This window comes from Nocardia cyriacigeorgica GUH-2 (genome assembly GCF_000284035.1).
GTDB lineage: Bacteria > Actinomycetota > Actinomycetes > Mycobacteriales > Mycobacteriaceae > Nocardia > Nocardia cyriacigeorgica_B.
Genome location: NC_016887.1, coordinates 2,579,112 through 2,597,967, shown reverse-complemented (window position 1 = coordinate 2,597,967; position 18,856 = coordinate 2,579,112). Strand labels below are relative to the sequence as shown.

17 protein-coding genes are annotated in these 18,856 nt (G+C 68.0%); 13 read left to right on the top strand and 4 right to left on the bottom strand.

Features of this window, described 5'->3' with window-relative positions; genetic code table 11:
- The first annotated feature begins 193 nt into the window (after positions 1-193).
- Both NOCYR_RS11740 and NOCYR_RS11735 read left to right on the top strand, forming a co-directional pair.
- Positions 194-391 carry a hypothetical protein gene (locus NOCYR_RS11740; protein ID WP_228781380.1) on the top strand — a complete coding sequence of 66 codons (198 nt, stop codon included), beginning with the start codon at positions 194-196 and terminating at the stop codon, positions 389-391.
- Positions 392-488: 97 nt separating this feature from the next.
- Positions 489-1,385 (top strand): hypothetical protein, encoded by an 897-nt coding sequence (locus NOCYR_RS11735; protein WP_014350584.1) that lies wholly within the window; start codon positions 489-491, stop codon positions 1,383-1,385.
- A 43-nt stretch (positions 1,386-1,428) separates the two neighbouring features.
- Here NOCYR_RS11735 and NOCYR_RS11730 read toward each other — a convergent pair whose 3' ends face one another.
- Complete coding sequence (locus NOCYR_RS11730) at positions 1,429-2,913, bottom strand: cytochrome P450 (RefSeq protein ID WP_014350583.1); 1,485 nt, start codon at positions 2,911-2,913, stop codon at positions 1,429-1,431.
- A 229-nt stretch (positions 2,914-3,142) separates the two neighbouring features.
- Here NOCYR_RS11730 and NOCYR_RS11725 point away from each other — a divergent pair, with 229 nt between their 5' ends.
- Both NOCYR_RS11725 and NOCYR_RS11720 read left to right on the top strand, forming a co-directional pair.
- Positions 3,143-4,639, top strand: coding sequence for an NAD(P)/FAD-dependent oxidoreductase (locus NOCYR_RS11725; protein WP_014350582.1), 1,497 nt, complete (start codon positions 3,143-3,145; stop codon positions 4,637-4,639).
- A gap of 109 nt (positions 4,640-4,748) precedes the next feature.
- Positions 4,749-5,612 carry a hypothetical protein gene (locus NOCYR_RS11720; protein ID WP_228781379.1) on the top strand — a complete coding sequence of 288 codons (864 nt, stop codon included), beginning with the start codon at positions 4,749-4,751 and terminating at the stop codon, positions 5,610-5,612.
- Between the two features lie 136 nt (positions 5,613-5,748).
- Here the strand turns inward: NOCYR_RS11720 and NOCYR_RS11715 are convergent, their stop codons facing one another.
- Positions 5,749-7,224, bottom strand: a complete 1,476-nt coding sequence (locus NOCYR_RS11715) for an MFS transporter (protein WP_014350580.1) — start codon at positions 7,222-7,224, stop codon at positions 5,749-5,751.
- 91 nt (positions 7,225-7,315) lie between these two features.
- Between NOCYR_RS11715 and NOCYR_RS11710 the strand changes: the two genes are divergently transcribed.
- The 4 genes from NOCYR_RS11710 (at position 7,316) to NOCYR_RS11695 (ending at position 10,710) form a co-directional block, all read left to right on the top strand.
- The gene (locus NOCYR_RS11710) at positions 7,316-8,008 is read left to right on the top strand and encodes a TetR/AcrR family transcriptional regulator (protein ID WP_014350579.1); all 693 of its coding nucleotides are present in this window, start codon (positions 7,316-7,318) and stop codon (positions 8,006-8,008) included.
- A 127-nt stretch (positions 8,009-8,135) separates the two neighbouring features.
- Complete coding sequence (locus NOCYR_RS11705; protein WP_048833280.1) at positions 8,136-9,248, top strand: lycopene cyclase family protein; 1,113 nt, start codon at positions 8,136-8,138, stop codon at positions 9,246-9,248.
- On the top strand, positions 9,248-10,150 hold the full coding sequence (locus NOCYR_RS11700; protein WP_014350577.1) for a Ku protein: 903 nt from the start codon (positions 9,248-9,250) through the stop codon (positions 10,148-10,150). The genes NOCYR_RS11705 and NOCYR_RS11700 overlap by 1 nt, the downstream gene beginning before the upstream one ends.
- A 29-nt stretch (positions 10,151-10,179) precedes the next feature.
- A complete protein-coding gene (locus NOCYR_RS11695) occupies positions 10,180-10,710 on the top strand; it encodes a GNAT family N-acetyltransferase (RefSeq protein ID WP_014350576.1) in 531 nt (176 codons plus the stop codon).
- A 4-nt stretch (positions 10,711-10,714) separates the two neighbouring features.
- Here NOCYR_RS11695 and NOCYR_RS11690 read toward each other — a convergent pair whose 3' ends face one another.
- Entirely contained in the window at positions 10,715-11,185 is a 471-nt protein-coding gene (locus tag NOCYR_RS11690) for a DUF6194 family protein (protein ID WP_014350575.1), read from the bottom strand.
- A gap of 73 nt (positions 11,186-11,258) precedes the next feature.
- Between NOCYR_RS11690 and NOCYR_RS11685 the strand changes: the two genes are divergently transcribed.
- The 5 genes from NOCYR_RS11685 (at position 11,259) to NOCYR_RS11665 (ending at position 17,895) form a co-directional block, all read left to right on the top strand.
- Positions 11,259-12,014: a MerR family transcriptional regulator gene (locus tag NOCYR_RS11685; RefSeq protein ID WP_014350574.1), complete on the top strand. Its 756-nt coding sequence runs from the start codon at positions 11,259-11,261 to the stop codon at positions 12,012-12,014.
- A gap of 143 nt (positions 12,015-12,157) precedes the next feature.
- Positions 12,158-13,789 (top strand): ABC-F family ATP-binding cassette domain-containing protein, encoded by a 1,632-nt coding sequence (locus NOCYR_RS11680; protein WP_014350573.1) that lies wholly within the window; start codon positions 12,158-12,160, stop codon positions 13,787-13,789.
- Between the two features lie 349 nt (positions 13,790-14,138).
- A complete protein-coding gene (locus NOCYR_RS11675; protein WP_014350572.1) occupies positions 14,139-15,386 on the top strand; it encodes an ATP-grasp domain-containing protein in 1,248 nt (415 codons plus the stop codon).
- 35 nt (positions 15,387-15,421) lie between these two features.
- Positions 15,422-17,395, top strand: a complete 1,974-nt coding sequence (locus NOCYR_RS11670) for a hypothetical protein (RefSeq protein ID WP_014350571.1) — start codon at positions 15,422-15,424, stop codon at positions 17,393-17,395.
- A 293-nt stretch (positions 17,396-17,688) separates the two neighbouring features.
- Positions 17,689-17,895 carry a hypothetical protein gene (locus NOCYR_RS11665; protein ID WP_148280606.1) on the top strand — a complete coding sequence of 69 codons (207 nt, stop codon included), beginning with the start codon at positions 17,689-17,691 and terminating at the stop codon, positions 17,893-17,895.
- A 36-nt stretch (positions 17,896-17,931) separates the two neighbouring features.
- On the opposite strand, the gene NOCYR_RS11660 is transcribed toward NOCYR_RS11665, so the two are convergent.
- Complete coding sequence (locus tag NOCYR_RS11660; protein ID WP_048834107.1) at positions 17,932-18,798, bottom strand: alpha/beta fold hydrolase; 867 nt, start codon at positions 18,796-18,798, stop codon at positions 17,932-17,934.
- Positions 18,799-18,856: the final 58 nt, after the last annotated feature.

The window sequence follows — 18,856 nt, the reverse complement described above, 5'->3', positions numbered from 1 at the left end:
TCGTGCACCCGTTATACGCCCAGCGACCGACGCGCAACCGCAGCGGCCCGGCGAACCGCACGTGACATAGGCCACATACCCGATCGATATTCGGCCGTGTCGTCCGGGCATCTGCCGGGGGCTGTGCCACAGTCCTTCCCCGGGGAGGAACGGGAGACTGCACCGAAAGGCTGGTTCGCGTTTCATGGATGCGATGGTGATTCCCCTGGTACCGAGAGGCGGCTTCACTGTCCGCCGCATCGGCGACCGCTGGGAGCTCGTCAACTCGCGCTGCTACGGGCGCACCGTCGTTCTACACTCGTGGCCGCGCGATCAGCACGCCGAGGCGTTCGAACACTGCCATCGGCTCAACGAGGGCGCCACCGCGGCGCGGCAGGCCCTGCACCGCTGATCCGCCCGGCGAAAGTTCTTGCCACACAAGATCTCCGAATCCACTAGCACACGGGGCCGCTGAGCTCAAGACGTGCGTCGCGCGCACGGATATGCCAATGTGGTCCCTCGTGCGTTTCCCCATGGCCGCTACCGGGGCCGGTCCCCGCGTCGCCGCATCCGCCTGTGTCCTTGCCGCCGCAGCCATCGCGCTTCCCGGCGTGCCCGCCATCCTGCCGACCGCTGCCGCCGCGCCGATCGCGCACACCCAAGCGTGCCTGCCCGGGTTCGACTGCGATATGAGCAACCGGATCGCCAGTGTGAACGCCTATCTGAAGAACCGCCCCGGCGTCACCGGCTATGTGCTGCGCGACCGGGTGAGCGGCGGGGTGTACGCCAACGAGCACGCCGAGAACTCGGTGTGGACCGCCTCGACCATCAAGCTCGCCATCGCCGCCGACCTGCTCAACCGCGCGCGCGTCGGCGCCATCGGCCTGCCCCCCGAGGACCGCGCGCTGATGGAGGCGATGCTGGCCACCTCCAACGACCAGGCCACCGACATCCTCTGGAACAAGTACGCGGGCCTGGACCGGATGGCCTACAACAACGCCTTCCGCGCCAACGGCATGACCAGCCTGGTCCCGCAACCGACCAACACCGCGCTGTTCCCCGACTGGTCGTTCCAGAAGTGCACCGCGGCCGACCTGGACCGGCTGATGTCGCATGTGCTCGACCGGATGCACCCCGACGACCGCAACTACCTCATCGACCGGATGCGCAAGGTCGATATGAATCAGCACTGGGGTGTGTGGGGCGCCGGCGCCGCGATGCGGCCGGGCCTGAAGAACGGCTGGTCGGCCGAACAGGGCGGCTGGGTGGTCAACTCGGTCGGCTTCGCCGGCCCGGGTGAGCGCTACACCCTGTCGATCATGACCTCGATGGGCGACCAGGGCGGCTACACCGACGGCGCCGACACCGACACCAAGATCGCCGAGCTGCTGCTGGCCGGACGCTGAGCCCGCGGGTGGCTCCGAGTGCGGCCACTCGGAGCCACCGCGGTCAGCTGATCCGGCGCAAACGCATCGGTGCGTCGTCGCGCGGGAACGGGATGGTGGTGAAGCCCCACGGCATCCGATACGGGTCCGGAATCGTCCACTCGTAGTCGCGCACCAGCGCCGCGATCACCGTCTTCACCTCGAAGGTGCCGAAGTGCATGCCGATGCACTTGTGCGAACCCGCGCCGAACGGCATCCAGGCCAGCCGATGCGACTTGTCCTCCCGGCGCGCCTCGGAAAAGCGTTCCGGATCGAAGATCTCCGGATCGGTCCACAGTTCCGGCAGCAAATGATTCACCTGATAGGCCAGATCCACCGGGGTGCCCGCCGGGATGTAGTGCCCGCAGATCTCGGTGTCGCGCACCGCCCGCCGCACCAGACCGGGCACCGGCGGCATCAACCGCAGACTCTCCTTCACCACCAGATCCAGATCGCGCATGCTCTCCAACTCGGCGATGGTCGGCGGGGCGCCCGCGCGGTCGGCCGCCCGCACCTCCGCGCGCACCCGCTGCTGCCAGTCGGGGTGTTTGCCCAGGTAGTAGGCCACCGCGGTGGCGGTGGTCGTGGTGGTGTCGTGGGCGGCCATGATCAGGAAGATCATGTGATTGACCACGTCGGCGTCGCTGAACACCGAGCCGTCGGCGTCGCGGGCATGGCACAACCCGGAGAAGAAATCGGCCTCCTCGCTGCGCCGCTTCTGCGGCAACATCGCGGTGAAGTACTCCTCGAGCACCTTGCGTCCGCGCAGCCCCGCCCGCCAGCGCCCACCCGGCATGGGGTGGCGCACGATGGCCAGCCCCGCGTGCGTGCAGTCGACGAACGCCTCGGTCAGCCGCCGACGCTGCGGGCCGACATCGGCGGCCATGAACGTCTCACCGGCGATGTCGAGGGTCAGTTCCTTGATGGTGGGAAACAGCTTCACCGTGCGGCTCGCGCCTCGGCCCGGCGGCACCCAGCGGCCGACGACCTCCCGCACCACCGGCGTCAGCGCGGCCAGATGGGCCTCGAGCCGATCGCGGGTGAAGGCCTGCTGCATGATCCGGCGATGGAACATGTGCTCGTCGAATTCCAGCAACAGCAGTCCGCGCCGGAAGAACGGGCCGATGAAATAGTCCCAGCCCTGGCCGAAATCGCGACGCCGGCGGCCGAGCACCTCGTCGATGGCCTCCGGTCCGGCGGCCATCACCCGCTCCATGCCGAGTGAGCTGTTGAGCGTGACCGGTCCGTAGCGCCGGTAGCGGTCCATCATTTCCGCCGGGCCCCAGCGCATGTAATGCAGTGCGCGGCCGAGATAGGGCAGCCCGGCATCGCCGTCGACGGCGGTGGCGCTGCTACCGGAGGGCGGGTTGGCGAGTACTCGGCGTCGGGCCGGGACCAGGCTCAACGCCCGGTCGATGGGGTGCGCGCGCGGGATCTCGATCAGTCCGGAATTCTCCGATTCGATACGCACGCGGGCTTTTTCGACGCCGGCACGGTCGACGGTGACCATGGCAGACCTCCCTGGGCGAGGAACCTCCATGGTATTCGTTTTCCGTCGCTCGCCGGGCACTTCACCGGAATCCGGCTTCACTTCTTACGGCGAACAACGGTGCGCGTCCGCACCGACACGCGCGGCCAACGGGGATCTCACCGTGACGACCGGGTAGGCGCCGACTACCGTGTCCACTGTCAGAAACGTTCGGCGGGGTCGACCCCCAGTCTGTCGAGGAGCAGCGACGATGAGCACTGAAACCGTGGAGAACCGTCGTCACCAGGTGGTGGTGATCGGTTCCGGCTTCGGCGGCTTGTTCGGGACCAAGCACCTCAAGAACGCCGATGTCGACGTCACCCTGATCTCCAAGACCTCGACCCACCTGTTCCAGCCCCTGCTCTACCAGGTCGCCACCGGCATCCTCTCGGTCGGCGAGATCGCCCCGGCCACTCGCCTGGTGCTGCGCAAGCAGAAGAACGCCCAGGTGCTGATGGGTGAGGTCATCGATATCGACCTGAAGGCCAAAACGGTCACCTCCCGGCTGCTCAACCAGGACACCGTCACCTCCTTCGACAGCCTGATCGTGGCCACCGGCGCGCAGCAGTCGTATTTCGGCAACGACCATTTCTCCACCTTCGCCCCCGGCATGAAGACCATCGACGATGCCCTCGAGCTGCGCGGTCGCATCCTCGGCGCGTTCGAGCAGGCGGAGCTGGCGACCACCCAGGAAGAGCGTGAACGCCTGCTGACCTTCGTCGTGGTCGGCGCGGGCCCGACCGGCGTCGAACTCGCCGGGCAGATCGCCGAACTGGCCGACCGCACCCTGGAAGGCACCTTCCACAACATCGACCCGCGCGACGCGCGGGTGGTGCTGGTTGAGGGCGCGGGCGCGGTGCTCGGCCCGATGGGCCCCAAGCTGGGCGGCAAGGCGCAGCGCCGGCTGGAGAAGATGGGCGTGGAGATCCAGCTCAACGCCATGGTCACCGATGTCGACGCGCACGGGGTCACGGTCAAGGATCCCGACGGCACCATCCGGCGCATCGAATCCGCGTGCAAGGTGTGGTCGGCCGGTGTGCAGGCCAGCCCGCTGGGCAAGATGCTCGCCGACCGCTCCGACGGCACCGAGGTGGACCGGGCCGGGCGCGTCATCGTCGAGCCGGACCTCACTATCAAGGGCCACCCCAACGTCTTCGTCGTGGGCGACCTGATGTCGGTGCCGAATGTGCCCGGTCAGGCGCAGGGCGCGATCCAGGGCTCCACCTACGCCGCCAAGCAGATCAAGGCCGGCCTCAAGGGCCACACCCCCGAAGAGCGCAAGCCGTTCAAGTACTTCAACAAGGGCAGCATGGCGACGGTGTCGCGGTTCAGCGCCGTCTGCCAGGTCGGCAAGCTGGAGTTCGGCGGATTCATCGCCTGGCTGGCGTGGCTGGCGCTGCACCTGTACTACCTGGTCGGCTACCGCAGCCGGATCATCACCGTCATCCAGTGGTTCGTCACCTTCCTCGGCCGCACCCGCGGTCAGATGGCCGCCACCGAGCAGTGGGTGTTCGCCCGCTTGGCACTGGAGGCGATGAACGGCGAGGATGAGGGCGAAGCCGAAGTGGTGATGTCGGCCCTCGGCGATCCCTCGGCGAACAGCTGGAAAGCCGCCACCAGCGGCGCCGGACCCACGACCGAGGTGGCCACGGACGGCAAGCCGGAAACCGCGCCGGCCGAATCCGACCGCACCCGCGCCACCGGCTAACTTCCGGCAATAACGGCTGATCCGACCGGCCCGTGAAAGCACCCATCCGGGTGTGCGCCGAGTCCGAATGTCGAACAGACATCGGACTCACTCCGGATGAAAGGCAATCATGGCCACAGCCAAGCACAGGATGACCCACCCGCAGCGGCAGAAGGTCGGGTCGATCGTTGTGGCGGGCGCGGTTCCACTCGTCATGGCGCTCGTCGGCACGGGCACCGCCACGGCCACCACCCAGCCGGCGCAGTCGGCGACGGTGACCGACCACTCGCCCAGCACGACACCGCTCGGTGTTTCCGCGCCGGCGGCGCCGATCGCCGAAACTCAGGTAGCCCCCGAGGCGCTGACGGCGAACCCGGCGCCCGCGCGGCAGTCGGCGGCCGAGCCCGGCGCGCACACCACGCTCGCCTGGTCGCGTCCGGTCCCCGAGAAGGACTACCTCGCTCCGCTCGGCGATCTGCACGCGCCCACCCAGGTCGAGCCGGTCGCGCCCATCGCGCCACCGCCGGGTCAGCTGCGGTTCGGTGACGTCGCCATCGAGTCGCCGGCCTGGCTCGATCCGCAGCAGGCCGCCCAGGTCAACGACGGCGCCGCGAACGCCGAGGCGGGGCTGGCGACGTTCCTCGACTCGGTCGGCATGGAACGCAGCCGCTCGGACCGGGTCGCCAGCCAGACCATCGGCGCGGCCGCGGTCGGCGCGGTGGCCGGTGCGAGCGCGAGCACTCCGCTGGCGGCCACCTCGGCCGTCGTCGGTGCGGTCGCCGGTTTGGTCGCCGGTGTGCCGTTCCTGCCGGCCGGGCTCGTCGCGGGGCCGATGCTCGGTGCCGCCATCGGTGCCGCGGTGATCGCGGTGCCCGCCGCCGCGATCGGTGCCGCCGCCGGTGCCGCCATCGGTGCCGCCGACGCGCTCGCGGCCCCGCCGCACGGTCAGCCGGTCGAGGCCCAGCCCGCACCGGGTGGAGTCGTCAACTCCTGATCCGGGCGGCAACACCCGAATACGCGTTCGGCCCCTGGCGGACAGCCGGATTCACGAGGTCGGGCCCCGCTGCATCGACAGTGGGGGCACGACCGAGCGAACCAGGCTCCCGCCAGGGGCCGGCTCGTCGATACCGTCAGCGACCTTTCGGTGTCGCCACCAGCACGATGATCGCCATCGCCACCAGGATGAGGGCACCGACCGTCGTGGCGGCATGCATCCCGTCGACGAACGACTCGCGCGCGGCCTCGACGATCGCCGGCTGGTCACCGTCCCGTGCCAGCGTCTCCCCCAGCGTCGATTCGAAATTCCCGCCCGACCGGAACACCACCGCCGCCAGCGAGCCGAGTAGCGCCAGGCCCAGCGCATTGCCGAGCTCGAAACTGGTCTCCGAGATGCCAACCGCCGAACCCGCGCGCTCCGGCGGCACCGACGACACCGCCACCTCCGACACCAGCGTGAAGGTGATGCCGTAGCCGATGCCCGCGATCGCGGAGCCGGCGATGTACCACGCCAGCCCGCCGTCCACGCCGACGCCGAGCAGCATCAGATTGCCGACGGCCGCGGCGATCAACGCCGCCGCGAAGGTGATCCGCACGCCGAACCGGTGGCCCACCGCCGCACCCGTCATCGAGAAGAGGAACACCGCGATCGCCATCGGGATCCCGAGCAGCGCCGCCACCAGCGGGTCGCGGCCGGTGACCGACTGCAGATAGATGCTGGCCAGATAGCTCATCGCGGCCAGCGACATCATCCCGGCCAGGCTCGAGCCGATCGCCACCGAGAACTGCCCGCGACCGAACAGCCCCAGATCCAGCAGCGGTTCAGCCAGATGACGCTGCCTGCGCACGAACAACGTCAGCACGACCGCGCCGATCAGCCCGATCACCGCGGCCTCGGCATCGGGGCCGTGCTCGGCGGCATGCTTGACCGCGTACACCAGCGGCAGGATGCCGCCGATGGACAGCGCCACACTCGGCAGGTCCAGCGGGCCCAGCGAACTCGCGCGGTGCTCGGGCAGCAGCACCGGAGCCAGCGCGAGCAGGATCAGCAGGACCGGCACATTGATCAGGAACACCGACCCCCACCAGAAGTGGTGCAGCAGCACCCCGCCGATGATCGGGCCCACCGCCGAACCGCCCGCGAAGAACGCCGTCCACACACCGATGGCGGTAGCGCGCTGTTTGGCATCGGCGAACAGCGTGGAGATCAGTGACAGGCTCGACGGCAGCAGGGTGGCGCCGCCGATGCCCATGAGCGCCCGCGCCGCGATGAGCACGCCCGCGCTGGGCGCGAAGGCCGCCATGGCCGAGGCGATGCCGAAGACGGTGGCGCCGGCCAGCAGGATGCGCCTGCGTCCGATCCGGTCACCGAGGTTGCCCATCGTGATGAGCAGACCCGCGATCAGGAAGCCGTAGATGTCGAGGATCCAGAGTTGTTCCGACGCCGACGGATCCAGGTCGACGGTGAGCGTGGGCAGCGCGAGGAACAGCACCGAGACGTCCATCGACACCAGCAGCACCGGCAGCACCAGCACCCCGAGGCCGAGCCAGGCCCGCCGCGAGGCCACCCCCGCATCCGGGGCGGGCCGCACCGCCTCCACGTTCGTCATCCGCGATTCCTCTCCCTGACGCGTACGACGTACGCATGAAGTCCGGGTACAGTGTACGCATCCTGGCCGGACATCGAAAGGCAGTCATGGGATGACCGAGCCGAAGCTCACAAAAGCGGCCATCGTCGACGTGGCGATCGAACTCGCCGACAGCGACGGGCTCGAGGCGTTGTCGATGCGCCGCATCGCCGATCGTCTCGGCGTCGGAGCCATGTCGCTGTACCGGCATGTCACCAACAAAGACGAGCTGATCGCGGCGATGACCGATGAGGTCGCCGGCCGCTACCCCTATCCGTCGACGGCCGAACGCGGGTGGACCTGGCGCGATCGCGTCCGCATCGCCGCCGAGATCGACTGGAATCTCTATCAGCAGCATCCGTGGGTGCTGCTGACCTTCGCGGTGCCGCGCTACAGCTTCGGGCCCAGCAGCATGGGTTGCCTGGCCTGGCTTGTCGAGGGCTTCCGCGAACTCGACGTCAGCACTCACGAAGCCACCCAGATGGCATTCGCGGTGTGGAACTACATCTCCGGCGCGACGCTGCCGCACATCAGTTCGGCGCTGCTCACCAGCAAGGGCCTCGACTCCGACGACGAGAACGGCTTGCGCGCGCTGCTGGCCGGCCGCCCGCTGCATCCGGTGCCGCCCGCGCTGGCCGAACTCGAAGGCGCCGACGACGGCCGCTTCGCCCAGGTCGACCTGCTGCAACTGGGTCTGGACGCACTCTGCGACGGTTTCGCCGCGCGAGCCGCCGCCCGGGCCGGTGAGACGCCGACGCTGCGATGACCGGCCTCGACCCACGAGCCGCCGCGGCCGTCGACCGGACGCGCGCTGAGGCCGAACGATGCGCCGGTCTGCGATGGAACGGCGGCGTCGCGCGGCGACTCAACGCGGAGCGCGACGAGGTGATGGGTTGACGCGCCCAGATGTTTTGGTCTGCGGACTGGGTCCGGCGGGGCGGGCACTCGCCCACCGCTGCCTGGCACGCGGACTTTCCGTCGCGGTGGTCGACCCGGCACCGCACCGCACCTGGACGGCGACATATGCGGCCTGGTCCGACGAACTCCCCGGCTGGCTGGACCCCACCGTGGTGGCGGCGACCATCGACCAGCCCGTGGCCTGGGGTGGCCGCGAACACCGCATCGACCGCCGCTATGCGGTGCTCGACACCTCCCGTCTCCAGCAGTCACTCGACCTCACCGGCGCCGAAATACATGCCGATCGCGTGACGACCTTGACCCCGCACACCGCGACGCTGGCGTCGGGAGCGGAGCTGCGGGCCGAGCGGGTGATCGACGCGCGCGGCCTGGCCCGCTCGCCGGCCCGGGCCGAGCAGACGGCCTACGGCATCGTCGTCGAGGACGAGCGCTGCGCGGGCTTCCCACCGCTGTTCATGGACTGGCGTCTCGACAACGGCGCACCCGCGCATGCGCCGCGGTCGTTTCTCTACGCCGTGCCGCTGGGCGGCGGCGCCATGCTGCTCGAGGAGACCTGTCTGGCCGGCCGCCCGGCCCTAGATCAGCGCACGCTGGCCGAACGCCTGCACTACCGGCTGCGAGCACGAGGAATCGACGTCGACGGCCGCGAACGCATCGAACGGGTGCGGTTTACGGTCACCGGTGCCACGCCGGGCCGCGCGCGTTTCGGCGCGGCCGGCGGATTCATCCACCAGGCCACCGGGTACAGCGTCGCCGCCGCGCTGACCGCCGCCGATGCCGTCGCGGCGGGTGGTTCGCCCGCACCGGTATCGGCCCGTCTCGTGCACGGCTTGCGTGAGGCGGGATTGCGCGCCCTGCTCAGGCTCGCGCCCGAGGATCTGCCCGTCTTTTTCGACGCTTTCTTCGAACTACCGGACCATCTACAGCACGCATATCTGTCCGGCCGTAGCGACGCGTCGGGCACCGCCGCGGCCATGCGCGCGCTTTTCCTGCGCCTACCGGGACGGCTGCGCTGGCAGATCACAACAGCGACACTCCGGTTACCGGTTGACGAGCGCGCTCGGCGAGATTCGTCCATGATGGGGTGATGCGGTCAATCTGGAAAGGCTCGATCGCGTTCGGGCTGGTTAACGTCCCGGTGAAGGTCTATACCGCCACCGAGGACCACGACATCCGATTCCATCAGGTGCACGCCAAAGACGGCGGGCGGATCAAATACGACCGGGTCTGCACGGTGTGCGGGAAATCGGTCCAATACGCCGATATCGACAAGGCCTACGAATCACCGGATGGCGACAAGGTGATCCTGACCGACGAGGATTTCGCCAAACTCCCGGTGGCCGAGAAACACGAAATCCCGGTCCTGCAATTCGTGCCCAGCGATCAGATCGACCCGATCCTGTTCGACAAGACCTACTACCTCGAGCCCGACTCCACCACGCCCAAGGCCTACGTGCTGCTCGCGGCCACCCTCGAGCGCATCGAACGCACAGCCCTGGTGCACTTCACCCTGCGCCAGAAAACCCGGTTGGCCGCCCTGCGGGTGCGCGACGGCATGCTCGTGCTCCAGACCTTGCTGTGGCCCGACGAGGTGCGCTCGGTGTCGTTCGAATCGCTGGAGAACGCGACCAAACCGCGTCCGCAGGAAATCAAGATGGCCGAGACACTGGTCGATTCCATGTCGGAGGATTTCGATCCGAGCGAGTTCACCGACGAATATCAGATCGAACTCAAACGGGTTCTCGACGAGGCCATCGCCAGCGGGACCGGCAAGGTCCCCGAACAACCGGAGGCCGAGCCCGTCGCCCAGGACGCCGAGGTGGTCGACCTGGTGGCCGCTTTGCAGCGCAGCCTGGAAGCCAGCGGCCGCCGCGCCGACGACGGCAAGAAGGCCCCGGCGAAGAAGACCGCCGCCAAGAAGTCGGCGAGCAAGCGCGCACCGGCCAAGAAGACGACGGCGAAGAAGACCGCCACCCGCAAAGGCGCCTGAATCGCGCATACCGCTGGCAAACTGATCGCATGGACCCCGCCATCGCGATCGTCCCCATGGGCCTCGGCCATCTGCGCCAGGTGCTCGACCTCGGACACCAGGTGTACGACACCTCGGTCAAACCGTATACGTCCTGGTCGCTGACCTCGGTGGCTGAACATCTCGACAGCCCCGACAACGCGTGCTGGGTCGCACTGGATTCCGACCGGGTAGTCGGTTTCGTGCTCGGCTCGATGGAATTCGAATTGCGCGACGACTGGGGCTATCTGGAATGGATCGCCGTCGCCCCGGATATGCAGGGCCACGGCATCGCCGGGCGGCTCGTGGAAGCCTGCTGCACCGCACTGTTCACCCGTGGCGCCCGCCGCATCGTCACCGATGTGGAATCGAGTAACGAGGCGTCGGCGAAACTCATGCAGCGCAACGGTTTCGGCGCGTCGACCACCATCACCCTGTTCGTCCGCGCCGATCCCGCCGAACCCGAACTCGACGCCGACTCCCCCGATCTGTCGCCGTCGATCAAACGCAACCTGGCCCGCACCGGCCGCCTGCGCCGCTGAGATCTCAGCTGCCGGCAGGCTCGTTCCGGTGATACCTGGTCCGTGCCCGCTCATAGGCGGCGCGGAGTAGCTCACGCACGGTCTCGCCGGTCCGTTGCCCGGGATTCACCACCGCCAGCCAGCCGGCGCCGGCGTAGACGGGGTGGGCCAGCACGGTATCGGTGACGGCGTAGTCGGCGTCGGGGTCGGTCTCGCGCGGCGTGTGCCCGGTCCAGGCGACGAAGGCATCCCGGCTCGCCGCGATATTGACGCGGAACACGTCCGGCCGGTCCAGATCCGATTTCTCGTCACCCGGGTAGTTCTTGGTGACGATCGTCGCGAAGGGCTGGGTGCTGGTCGGAACGACGCCGCTGGGCGAGTAGTAGAAGAACAGATCACCCCAGGCGATCTCGGGTGAGCCGTCGCCGGGGCCCGGCCGCAGGGTGAGGACACCGTCCATCTCGGCCACGTAATCGAAGATCTCATCGATGGTCATGTGTTCCAGCGTTTCATTAAAGTGCTTATGGAGACCTGATCCGGCCACTGCGCAGGTAGACAAGGAACATACTGTGGAAACTCTCCACTCGCCGTTGCGAACGGTCGACGTCGCCCGCCGCGCCGGATACTCCGTGCAGCAGGTGCGCAATCTCGAACATCACGGCGTGCTCCCACCCGCGCACCGCACCGCCGCGGGCTACCGCACCTACGGCGAGGTGCATGTGCGGTCGGCGCTCGCCTATCGCGCGCTCGCCGCGGCCGTCGGACCGGTCGAGGCCAAACGCATTCTGCGCGCAGTCCACCGCGAGCCGCTGGCCGATGCGCTCGCCCTGCTCGACGACGCGCACGCCGGGCTCGCCCGCGAACGCACCGATCTGCGGTTGGCCCGCGCGGCCGCCGCGGCGATCTCGGCCGAACCGATCGCCGACGTCCGCGACTCGGATGCCATGTCCGTCTCGGAACTGGCCGACGCACTCGGCGTGCGACCGTCGACCCTGCGGCACTGGGAAGCCGAAGGGCTGCTGGCCCCGGACCGGGTCACCCAGCGCGCGCGCCGCTATTCCCCCGCGCAGGTGCGCGACGCCCGGATCATCCACCAGCTCCGCACCGCCGGATACCGCATCGACACCCTGCGGACGCTGGTGCCGGACCTCCCGCGCGCACACCACGACGACACCATCGCCACCGCCCTGACCGCGCGCGAGTCGAGCATCACAGCGCGTTCGCGTGCCCTGCTCGAGGCCGCCGCCGCACTCGCCGCCGTCCTGCCCCAGTCGAATAATCGGTTAGGCGCGGCAGACTCCACTGCTATGGTCGAGCGGAAGTAATCGCATCCAGGGAGTACCGGCATGGTAGGTGAACTCGACATCTCCGGGGTCACCCGGCTCTGACGGCCACCAGCAGGCGCGCGGCGCCGCTGACGTGGCCATGTCGCCGTTCGTCTACTCATCCCACACCCGAGGACTCAGCCATGTCCGATGCGTTTATCGTCTGTTCCGACCTGACTTTCACCTGGCCCGACGACACTCCGGTCTTCCGGAATCTGTCGGTCAGCGTTCCCGGCGGCCGCACCGGCCTCGTCGCCCCCAACGGCGCCGGTAAGAGCACTTTGCTGCGGCTGATCGCCGGCGAGCTGCGCCCGAGCGGTGGCAGCGTCTCCATCGACGGCGTGCTCGGCTATCTGCCGCAGACCCTGCCACTGACCGCGGACCTCACCGTCGCCGAAATCCTCGGCATCGCACCGATCTTGACCGCCCTGGACGCGGTCGAGTCCGGCGATACCAGCGAGGAACACTTCACCACGATCGGCACCGACTGGGATATCGAGGAGCGCACCCGAGCCCAACTCGACCGGCTCGGACTCGGCGAGCTCGCGTTCACCCGGCGCTCACACACGCTCAGCGGCGGCCAGATCGTCTCGCTCGGCCTCGCGGCGCAACTGCTGCGCAGGCCCGATGTGCTGCTACTGGACGAGCCGACCAACAATCTCGATCTCGCCGCTCGGCACAAGCTCTACGACGTGCTGGGCGACTGGACCGGATGCCTGCTGCTGGTCAGCCACGACCGGGCGCTGCTGGATCGGATGGACCGCATCGCCGAACTGCACAGCGGCGAGATCCGTTTCTACGGTGGTTCCTTCAGCGAATACGAGACGGCCATCCGTGCCGAACGCGAGACCGCCGAGAAGAACATCCGCACCGCCGAACAGGAGGTCAAACGAGAGAAGCGCGAACTGCAGCAGGCTCGCGAACGGGCCGCGCGCCGGGCGAGCACCGCCGCCCGCAATCTCGGCAATGCCGGCCTGCCCAAGATCTTCGCCGGCACCATGAAACGCAATGCGCAGGAGTCGGCGGGCAAGGCCGACGGCACCCACAGCGCCCGCGTCGCCGCGGCGAAGACCAGGCTCGACGAGGCCGCTCGCGCGCTGCGGACCGAACAGAAGATCAGCCTCGAACTGCCCGGCACCGAGGTACCCGCCGGGCGCACGGTGTTCAGCGGCGCCGGGATGCGGTTGCGGTTCGGTGACCGCGAACTCTTCGCCGGCGACGGCGCCGATCTGGTGATCCGCGGACCCGAACGGATCGCGCTGACCGGACCCAACGGGGCAGGCAAGTCCTCCTTGCTGCGCCTGATCCACGGCGAGCTCACCCCCGAGGCCGGCACCATCGCCCGCGCCGACGGCCGAGTCGCCTACCTGTCGCAACGCCTGGACCTGCTCGACCTCGACCGCACTGTCGCAGCCAATCTGGCCGCGTTCGCCCCGGACTTACCCGACGCCCAACGGATGAACCTGCTGGCCCGGTTCCTGTTCCGCGGCGCCCGGGTGCACCTGCCGGTGCGAGTGTTGTCGGGCGGTGAACGATTGCGCGCCACGCTGGCGTGTGTGCTGTTCGCCGAGCCGGCCCCGCAAGTGCTGCTGCTGGACGAGCCGACCAACAATCTCGATCTGGTCAGCGTCGGCCAACTGGTCAGCGCGCTCGATGCCTACCGTGGCGCGTTCGTCGTGGTCAGCCACGACGAACGGTTCCTCGCCGACATCCGCGTGCAGCGCCGACTGGAGCTGGCCGATGGCCGGCTGCGGGAGATCGCCGCGGACGGCTGATCGCGCGTTGCCGAGGGCGCGGCGGTGACCGTCGCGCCCTCGGTCCGCCCAACGCGGATTCGCCCCGTGATATGGCAACAGTTTGGGAACGGATCGTCCTGGGTAATCGTGTCAATGGCGGCAATACGGAGGGTAGGTCCATGAATCCCAACCCCCACAACGGGTTTCGATCACAACGGCGGCCGGCCCGGTATCAGCGCGGATGAGGTTGACCGCCGACGAGAGAACCAGGCGAATAAGGCGCGCACACTGCCGGGCAGACGTCGAACATGTCCGCGGGCAGTCGCTGCCGTAGCCGAGAAAAGGTCGCGAGATCAACCGATCGCACGCGGCCGAGAGGGGACGAGAGTTGTCGATCGCAGTACAGGAATTGGAAGGCCGCAATACCGATAAAGGATATGTCGCCCTGCTGGGGTGGAGTTTGAACGCCGTCGAAGCCGTCGACCGCTTCGACCGGCGCTACGTGGTAGTGGCCCCGGAATGGATCGCGGACTACTGCGCCGCGAACGGTATCCCCTATATCCCGTGGAACTTCGAACGGCTCAACGACCGATCGATGGAGATCGCCGAAACCCTGCGCGACATGGGCGTGGATGTGGCGATTCCGATCTTCGAGGAAACCGTGGAGTGGGCCGGCGCGATCAACGCGGTGCTGATGGACAACCCGCGCCTGTTCGGGCAGGCCATGCTGCTGCGCGACAAGGCGCTGATGAAGCGGCGCGCCCAGCTCGGCGGCATCCGGGTCGGCATCTTCGAAGAGGCCCACGAGCGCGATGACGTCGTACGCTTCCTCAAGCGGGTGAACCAGACCTTGCTCAAGCTCGACGGCGATCCCAACGACCCGATCCACATCAAGGCCTTCGACAAAGCCGGCTGCCTCGGCCATCGAGTGATCCGGACTCCCGACGAGATCGACACCATCCCCGACGAGGAATTCCCGCTGCTGATGGAATCGCATCTGGACGGATGGGAGTTCGCGGTGGAAGCGTGGATCCACCAGGGCAAGATCCGCTTCCTCAATATCTCCGAATACGTCACCCTCGGCTATTCGGTCTTCGTCCCGGCCACCCCGGAGCTGGAGCGGTACCGGCCGGAGATCACCCGGCAGGTCGAGAAACTGATCAAGACCTTCGATATCGAATTCGGCTTCGTGCATCCGGAGTACTTCGTCACCAGTGACGGCGAGATGTACTTCGGCGAGGTGGCCTACCGCCCGCCCGGATTCAAGGTGTTCGAACTGCTGGAACGCACCTACGGTTTCAACGCCTACCACGCGCTGGTGCTCGCCTTCGATCCGAAGACGACCGAGGAGGAAATCGACGCCTTCTTCCCCCGGGAAGTGGTCGATGCCAAGGGGCACGCGGGCTGCTTCGGCGTATACCCGCGGCGGCGCGTGGTCACCCACCTGTCGATGCCGGCCGAAACCGAGGACCATGACTACTTCGAATCGCATGAGCTCACCTCCCCGCTGTCGGAGAAGGTCACCAAGCGCACGGCCTTCGGAAACCATTGGGGCCTGCTGTATTTCTTCGGTGAGGACCCGTACACGCTGCGGGATCTGCTGAAGCGGCAGGAAGAGCTCGACTTCTATATCTGATCGGTGCCGCGCCACCGATCACGGGAGGACCCCGATTGAACCAGCTCAGCAGCGACGGGCCCGCATTGCAGCGGCGCCTGGCCACCCTTGATCATGCCACCGGATCGCTGGCCGAGACTGGCGATTTCGGCAAGCAGGTCAAACTGCCGCGGGTGTTCGACGCCCTGCGGCGAGTCCTGGTGCTGCCGGGTGGATGTGCCGCGGTGCGCGCCCGGGCCGCCGAGTTGGAGAACGCGGGCCTGTTCCTCGGCACCGACTGGGCCGCACCGCAGATCTTGATCCCCTCGCTGAGCACCGGCTCGCTGCGCAGCCCGAACGCCGACACCGTCGTGCTGGAGACGGTGAGCAACCTGCGCCTGCTCGCCGTCGCCAAGGGTGACTATCCGCATCCGCTGATCACCGCCGAACAGGCCGACAGCCATCTGTCGCAGGTGCTTGCGGTCAACCTGTCGCTGCTGTTCGCCCCGCCCACCGAAGCCGAACGCGCGCAACAGGGCCGGATGGCGCAGGTGAGCCGGGAACTGCTGCACCACCTGGTCGCCGAAGTCGGCTACGAGAAGGTGCTCGAGCATCTGGTCGACGAGATCTGGCGAATCCTGCGCCAGCGACCCATCCAGGTCGATGCGGTCAAACGGATGATCACCCAGATCGCGGTCGCCCGCGCCAACCCCGATATCGACCTCGGCGCCGGTGCGCTCGGCGCCGACCGGCTGATCAGCAGCCTCTACGGCACCACCGACGCCTGCCGGGAAGATCCGGGCGTCGACATCTACCGCGAACGCCTGGAGACGATGGATGAGGGCGCTCTCCAGTACGAGGCTTCGGGTTTCGCGCGCTCGATGCACGACACCGGGCTGGTGTCGCCGTATCACGCCGTGCTGCTGCGTCATCTGCTGGACAAGGGCGACTACCTCATCGCCGAGGCCATGGGCCTGTCCAACACCGGCCGCGACTGCCTGCTCTGCTACCACGAACTCGTGCACACCCTGATCGCCGAGGCGGTGCGGGTCGAGACGGCGCAATGCATCTACGGGCTGGCGTTGCTGCTCGAGCGGGGCATCCTCTATCAACCGCCGGTCGCGCCGGCCCTGTGGCGCCAGATCGGCTTGCAGCTCTCACCGAAATCCCAGCAGCGGCTGAGCGGGGTGTTCGGGCCGACGCCCGAGGCGCGGGTCTGGTTGCTGGCGGGTGTGCTGTCGATGCTGGGGCTGCCGCTTGGCGTCGGGCAGGGCGACAATCCCACCTGTCAGTCGGCGCGCGCGTTGTCGATGTGGGCCTACAACGACCCCGACTATCTGCTGCACGCGGTGACCTGGGCGGCCCGCGACGACGAGATCGTGATGCATTTCGAGGGCGCGCCGATTTCCTCACGCGACGGCGACGCGGGCACCGCCGGTCCGCCGATCGACCTCGATCCGGTGTCGGTGCTGGTGGTTCCGCATCTTGATCGGATCTACGCCGAAATGGGCAGGCACTGCCTGGGCCGCGAAGGCGATCCGCACCGATGGATCAACCCCGAATTCCACGGCTGGTGGTCCGGGCGCGGCTTCCGCATCAATGTCGATGTCGCGACCGGCGATCTCACCGACCTCGACGACTTCCTGCGCCACTTCTATGCCAGCTACCACCCCTTCTACAACGGCAATCAGCCCCTGATCCACCCGCAACCGGCCGGCATCGCCATCACCGACAGCGCGGCGCGATTCGTCGGCTGGCACGCCATTTCGGTGCTGCGGGTGAATCTGGATCCGCAGGATCAGATGCGGGTGTACTTCTACAACCCCAACAACGACAGCGGGCAGGACTGGGGCGACGGCGTCATCGTCGGCACCGCGGGTCACGGCGAACGATTCGGTGAGGCGTCACTGCCGTTCGAGCAGTTCGCTTCCCGGCTCTACATCTTCCACTTCGACCCGCTGGAGCCGGGGGAATCCGCCTCCGTCGATCGCGCGGAGCTGGACCGCGTCATCGGCTATGTCCATCGCAGCTGGGGTGCGGACCGGATCTAGACCACCGACGCGGTTCCGCAAAGTCCTCACAGATGAGGGTTGCCGGTTGTGTGCTGTCCGCGGAGCTACCGGCCATCACCTCACCTATCGGCCTGAATCGAAGTGGTCGCGTCCACCGTCACTCGCCGGTAGGGCACGCCATCGCCACTGCTGGGGAGCCTGCGCGAACGAATCCGTGCTATGCGCAAAGCTTCTCGGCCAACACACCGCAACACCGGTATTCTCGAACTCCGTCGTTTTGCCGCATTTGCCGGTATGTTACTTACAGCAACTAGACGATCGGGAGCGTTGAAGTGGGTGCTGTGTCGGATTCCTATTTCGATGGTCCGTGCCCCGGGGCGGCACAGGCGAAGCTCGTCGCCGAATTCTCCGATCCGCATTTCCGGCGCCTGATGCGGCTGGCGGTCGATCTGTCGCCGGAATCGCAAGAACTGCTCGCGGGTTTCGCCCGCCGCTTCCGCGCGTCCGAGGGTCTGCTGCCCGACTCGCTGGGTGAATAGGCGCGCTCACCCCGCGACCGAGCGCGCCGGCGCACCTCACTGTTCGTCGAGCACTTCCCGCAGCTTCTTCGCGAACGCCTCGGGTTCGCCGGCGTAGCCGTATTCGCCGCCCATGAACCCGCCGTGATGGCTCGGGAACACCGTGGCCCGCTGTCCGAGCAACTCAGCGGTGGCCAGCGCGGTCCGGCCGGTGAGCACGCCGAGCGATTCCTCGCCGACGGCGATGACGATCCGGGTCGGCGCCGCGGCGAGGACGTCGGTGTCGGGACGGTAGGCGGTGACCGCCCAGGACCGGTCCGACAGGAGTGGATCGTCGCGTGAACCGTCGTCGTCGGCGGGCAGTCCGAATTGCGCGGGATCGGCGGCGGGTTGCGCGAAGTACTCCTCGGTGAACTCGCCCTGCCATGAGGTCATCGCGATGAATTCGGCCATCCCGGCGCCGAATCCGTTCGCCACATAGGCCGCATTGGTGCGAGCCTGGGCTCGTTCGGCGGCGCCGGCGTCGGGCAACACCGGCAGCAACGGCGGCTCGTGTGCGACCAGCGTCGACACATCGTGCGGATGCGCGGCCACCAGCGCGAGCGCGGTGATCGCGCCGCCACTGCTGGCGAACAGTTCGACCGGACCGCCGCCGATCGCCTCGATCAGCGCGTGCACGTCCTCGGCTTGAACGGTCGGCGAATGATCGCTGCGGCCGTCGCGGCGAGTACTGCGGCCCAGCCCGCGCGGGTCGTAGGTGACCACGGTGCGGTCGGCGAACTGCTCGACCAGCGCGGCGAAGCCGGTGGCGTCCATCGGCTGGGCGATCAGGACCAGCGGAGGCCGCCCGTCGGTCGTGGGCAGCGGGCCGTGCACGTCATAGGCGATGGCGGCGTCACCGGTATCGAGAAAACGTGTCGTCATACCCGTGATGACGGTGCCGGGCACGGAAACTCATCGCTCCCGGAATCGCGGCCGCCGG

Bases quoted from the DNA above. Each gene is read 5' to 3' on its own strand.
- NOCYR_RS11715 (WP_014350580.1), bottom strand. From the start codon at position 7,224: ATGACGAACGTGGAGGCGGTGCGGCCCGCCCCGGATGCGGGGGTGGCC.
- NOCYR_RS11700 (WP_014350577.1), top strand. From the start codon at position 9,248: ATGCGGTCAATCTGGAAAGGCTCGATCGCGTTCGGGCTGGTTAACGTC.
- NOCYR_RS11680 (WP_014350573.1), top strand. From the start codon at position 12,158: ATGTCCGATGCGTTTATCGTCTGTTCCGACCTGACTTTCACCTGGCCC.
- NOCYR_RS11730 (WP_014350583.1), bottom strand. From the start codon at position 2,913: ATGGTCACCGTCGACCGTGCCGGCGTCGAAAAAGCCCGCGTGCGTATC.
- NOCYR_RS11710 (WP_014350579.1), top strand. From the start codon at position 7,316: ATGACCGAGCCGAAGCTCACAAAAGCGGCCATCGTCGACGTGGCGATC.
- NOCYR_RS11695 (WP_014350576.1), top strand. From the start codon at position 10,180: ATGGACCCCGCCATCGCGATCGTCCCCATGGGCCTCGGCCATCTGCGC.
- NOCYR_RS11660 (WP_048834107.1), bottom strand. From the start codon at position 18,798: ATGACGACACGTTTTCTCGATACCGGTGACGCCGCCATCGCCTATGAC.
- NOCYR_RS11690 (WP_014350575.1), bottom strand. From the start codon at position 11,185: ATGACCATCGATGAGATCTTCGATTACGTGGCCGAGATGGACGGTGTC.
- NOCYR_RS11720 (WP_228781379.1), top strand. From the start codon at position 4,749: ATGGCCACAGCCAAGCACAGGATGACCCACCCGCAGCGGCAGAAGGTC.
- NOCYR_RS11725 (WP_014350582.1), top strand. From the start codon at position 3,143: ATGAGCACTGAAACCGTGGAGAACCGTCGTCACCAGGTGGTGGTGATC.
- NOCYR_RS11740 (WP_228781380.1), top strand. From the start codon at position 194: ATGGTGATTCCCCTGGTACCGAGAGGCGGCTTCACTGTCCGCCGCATC.
- NOCYR_RS11735 (WP_014350584.1), top strand. From the start codon at position 489: ATGTGGTCCCTCGTGCGTTTCCCCATGGCCGCTACCGGGGCCGGTCCC.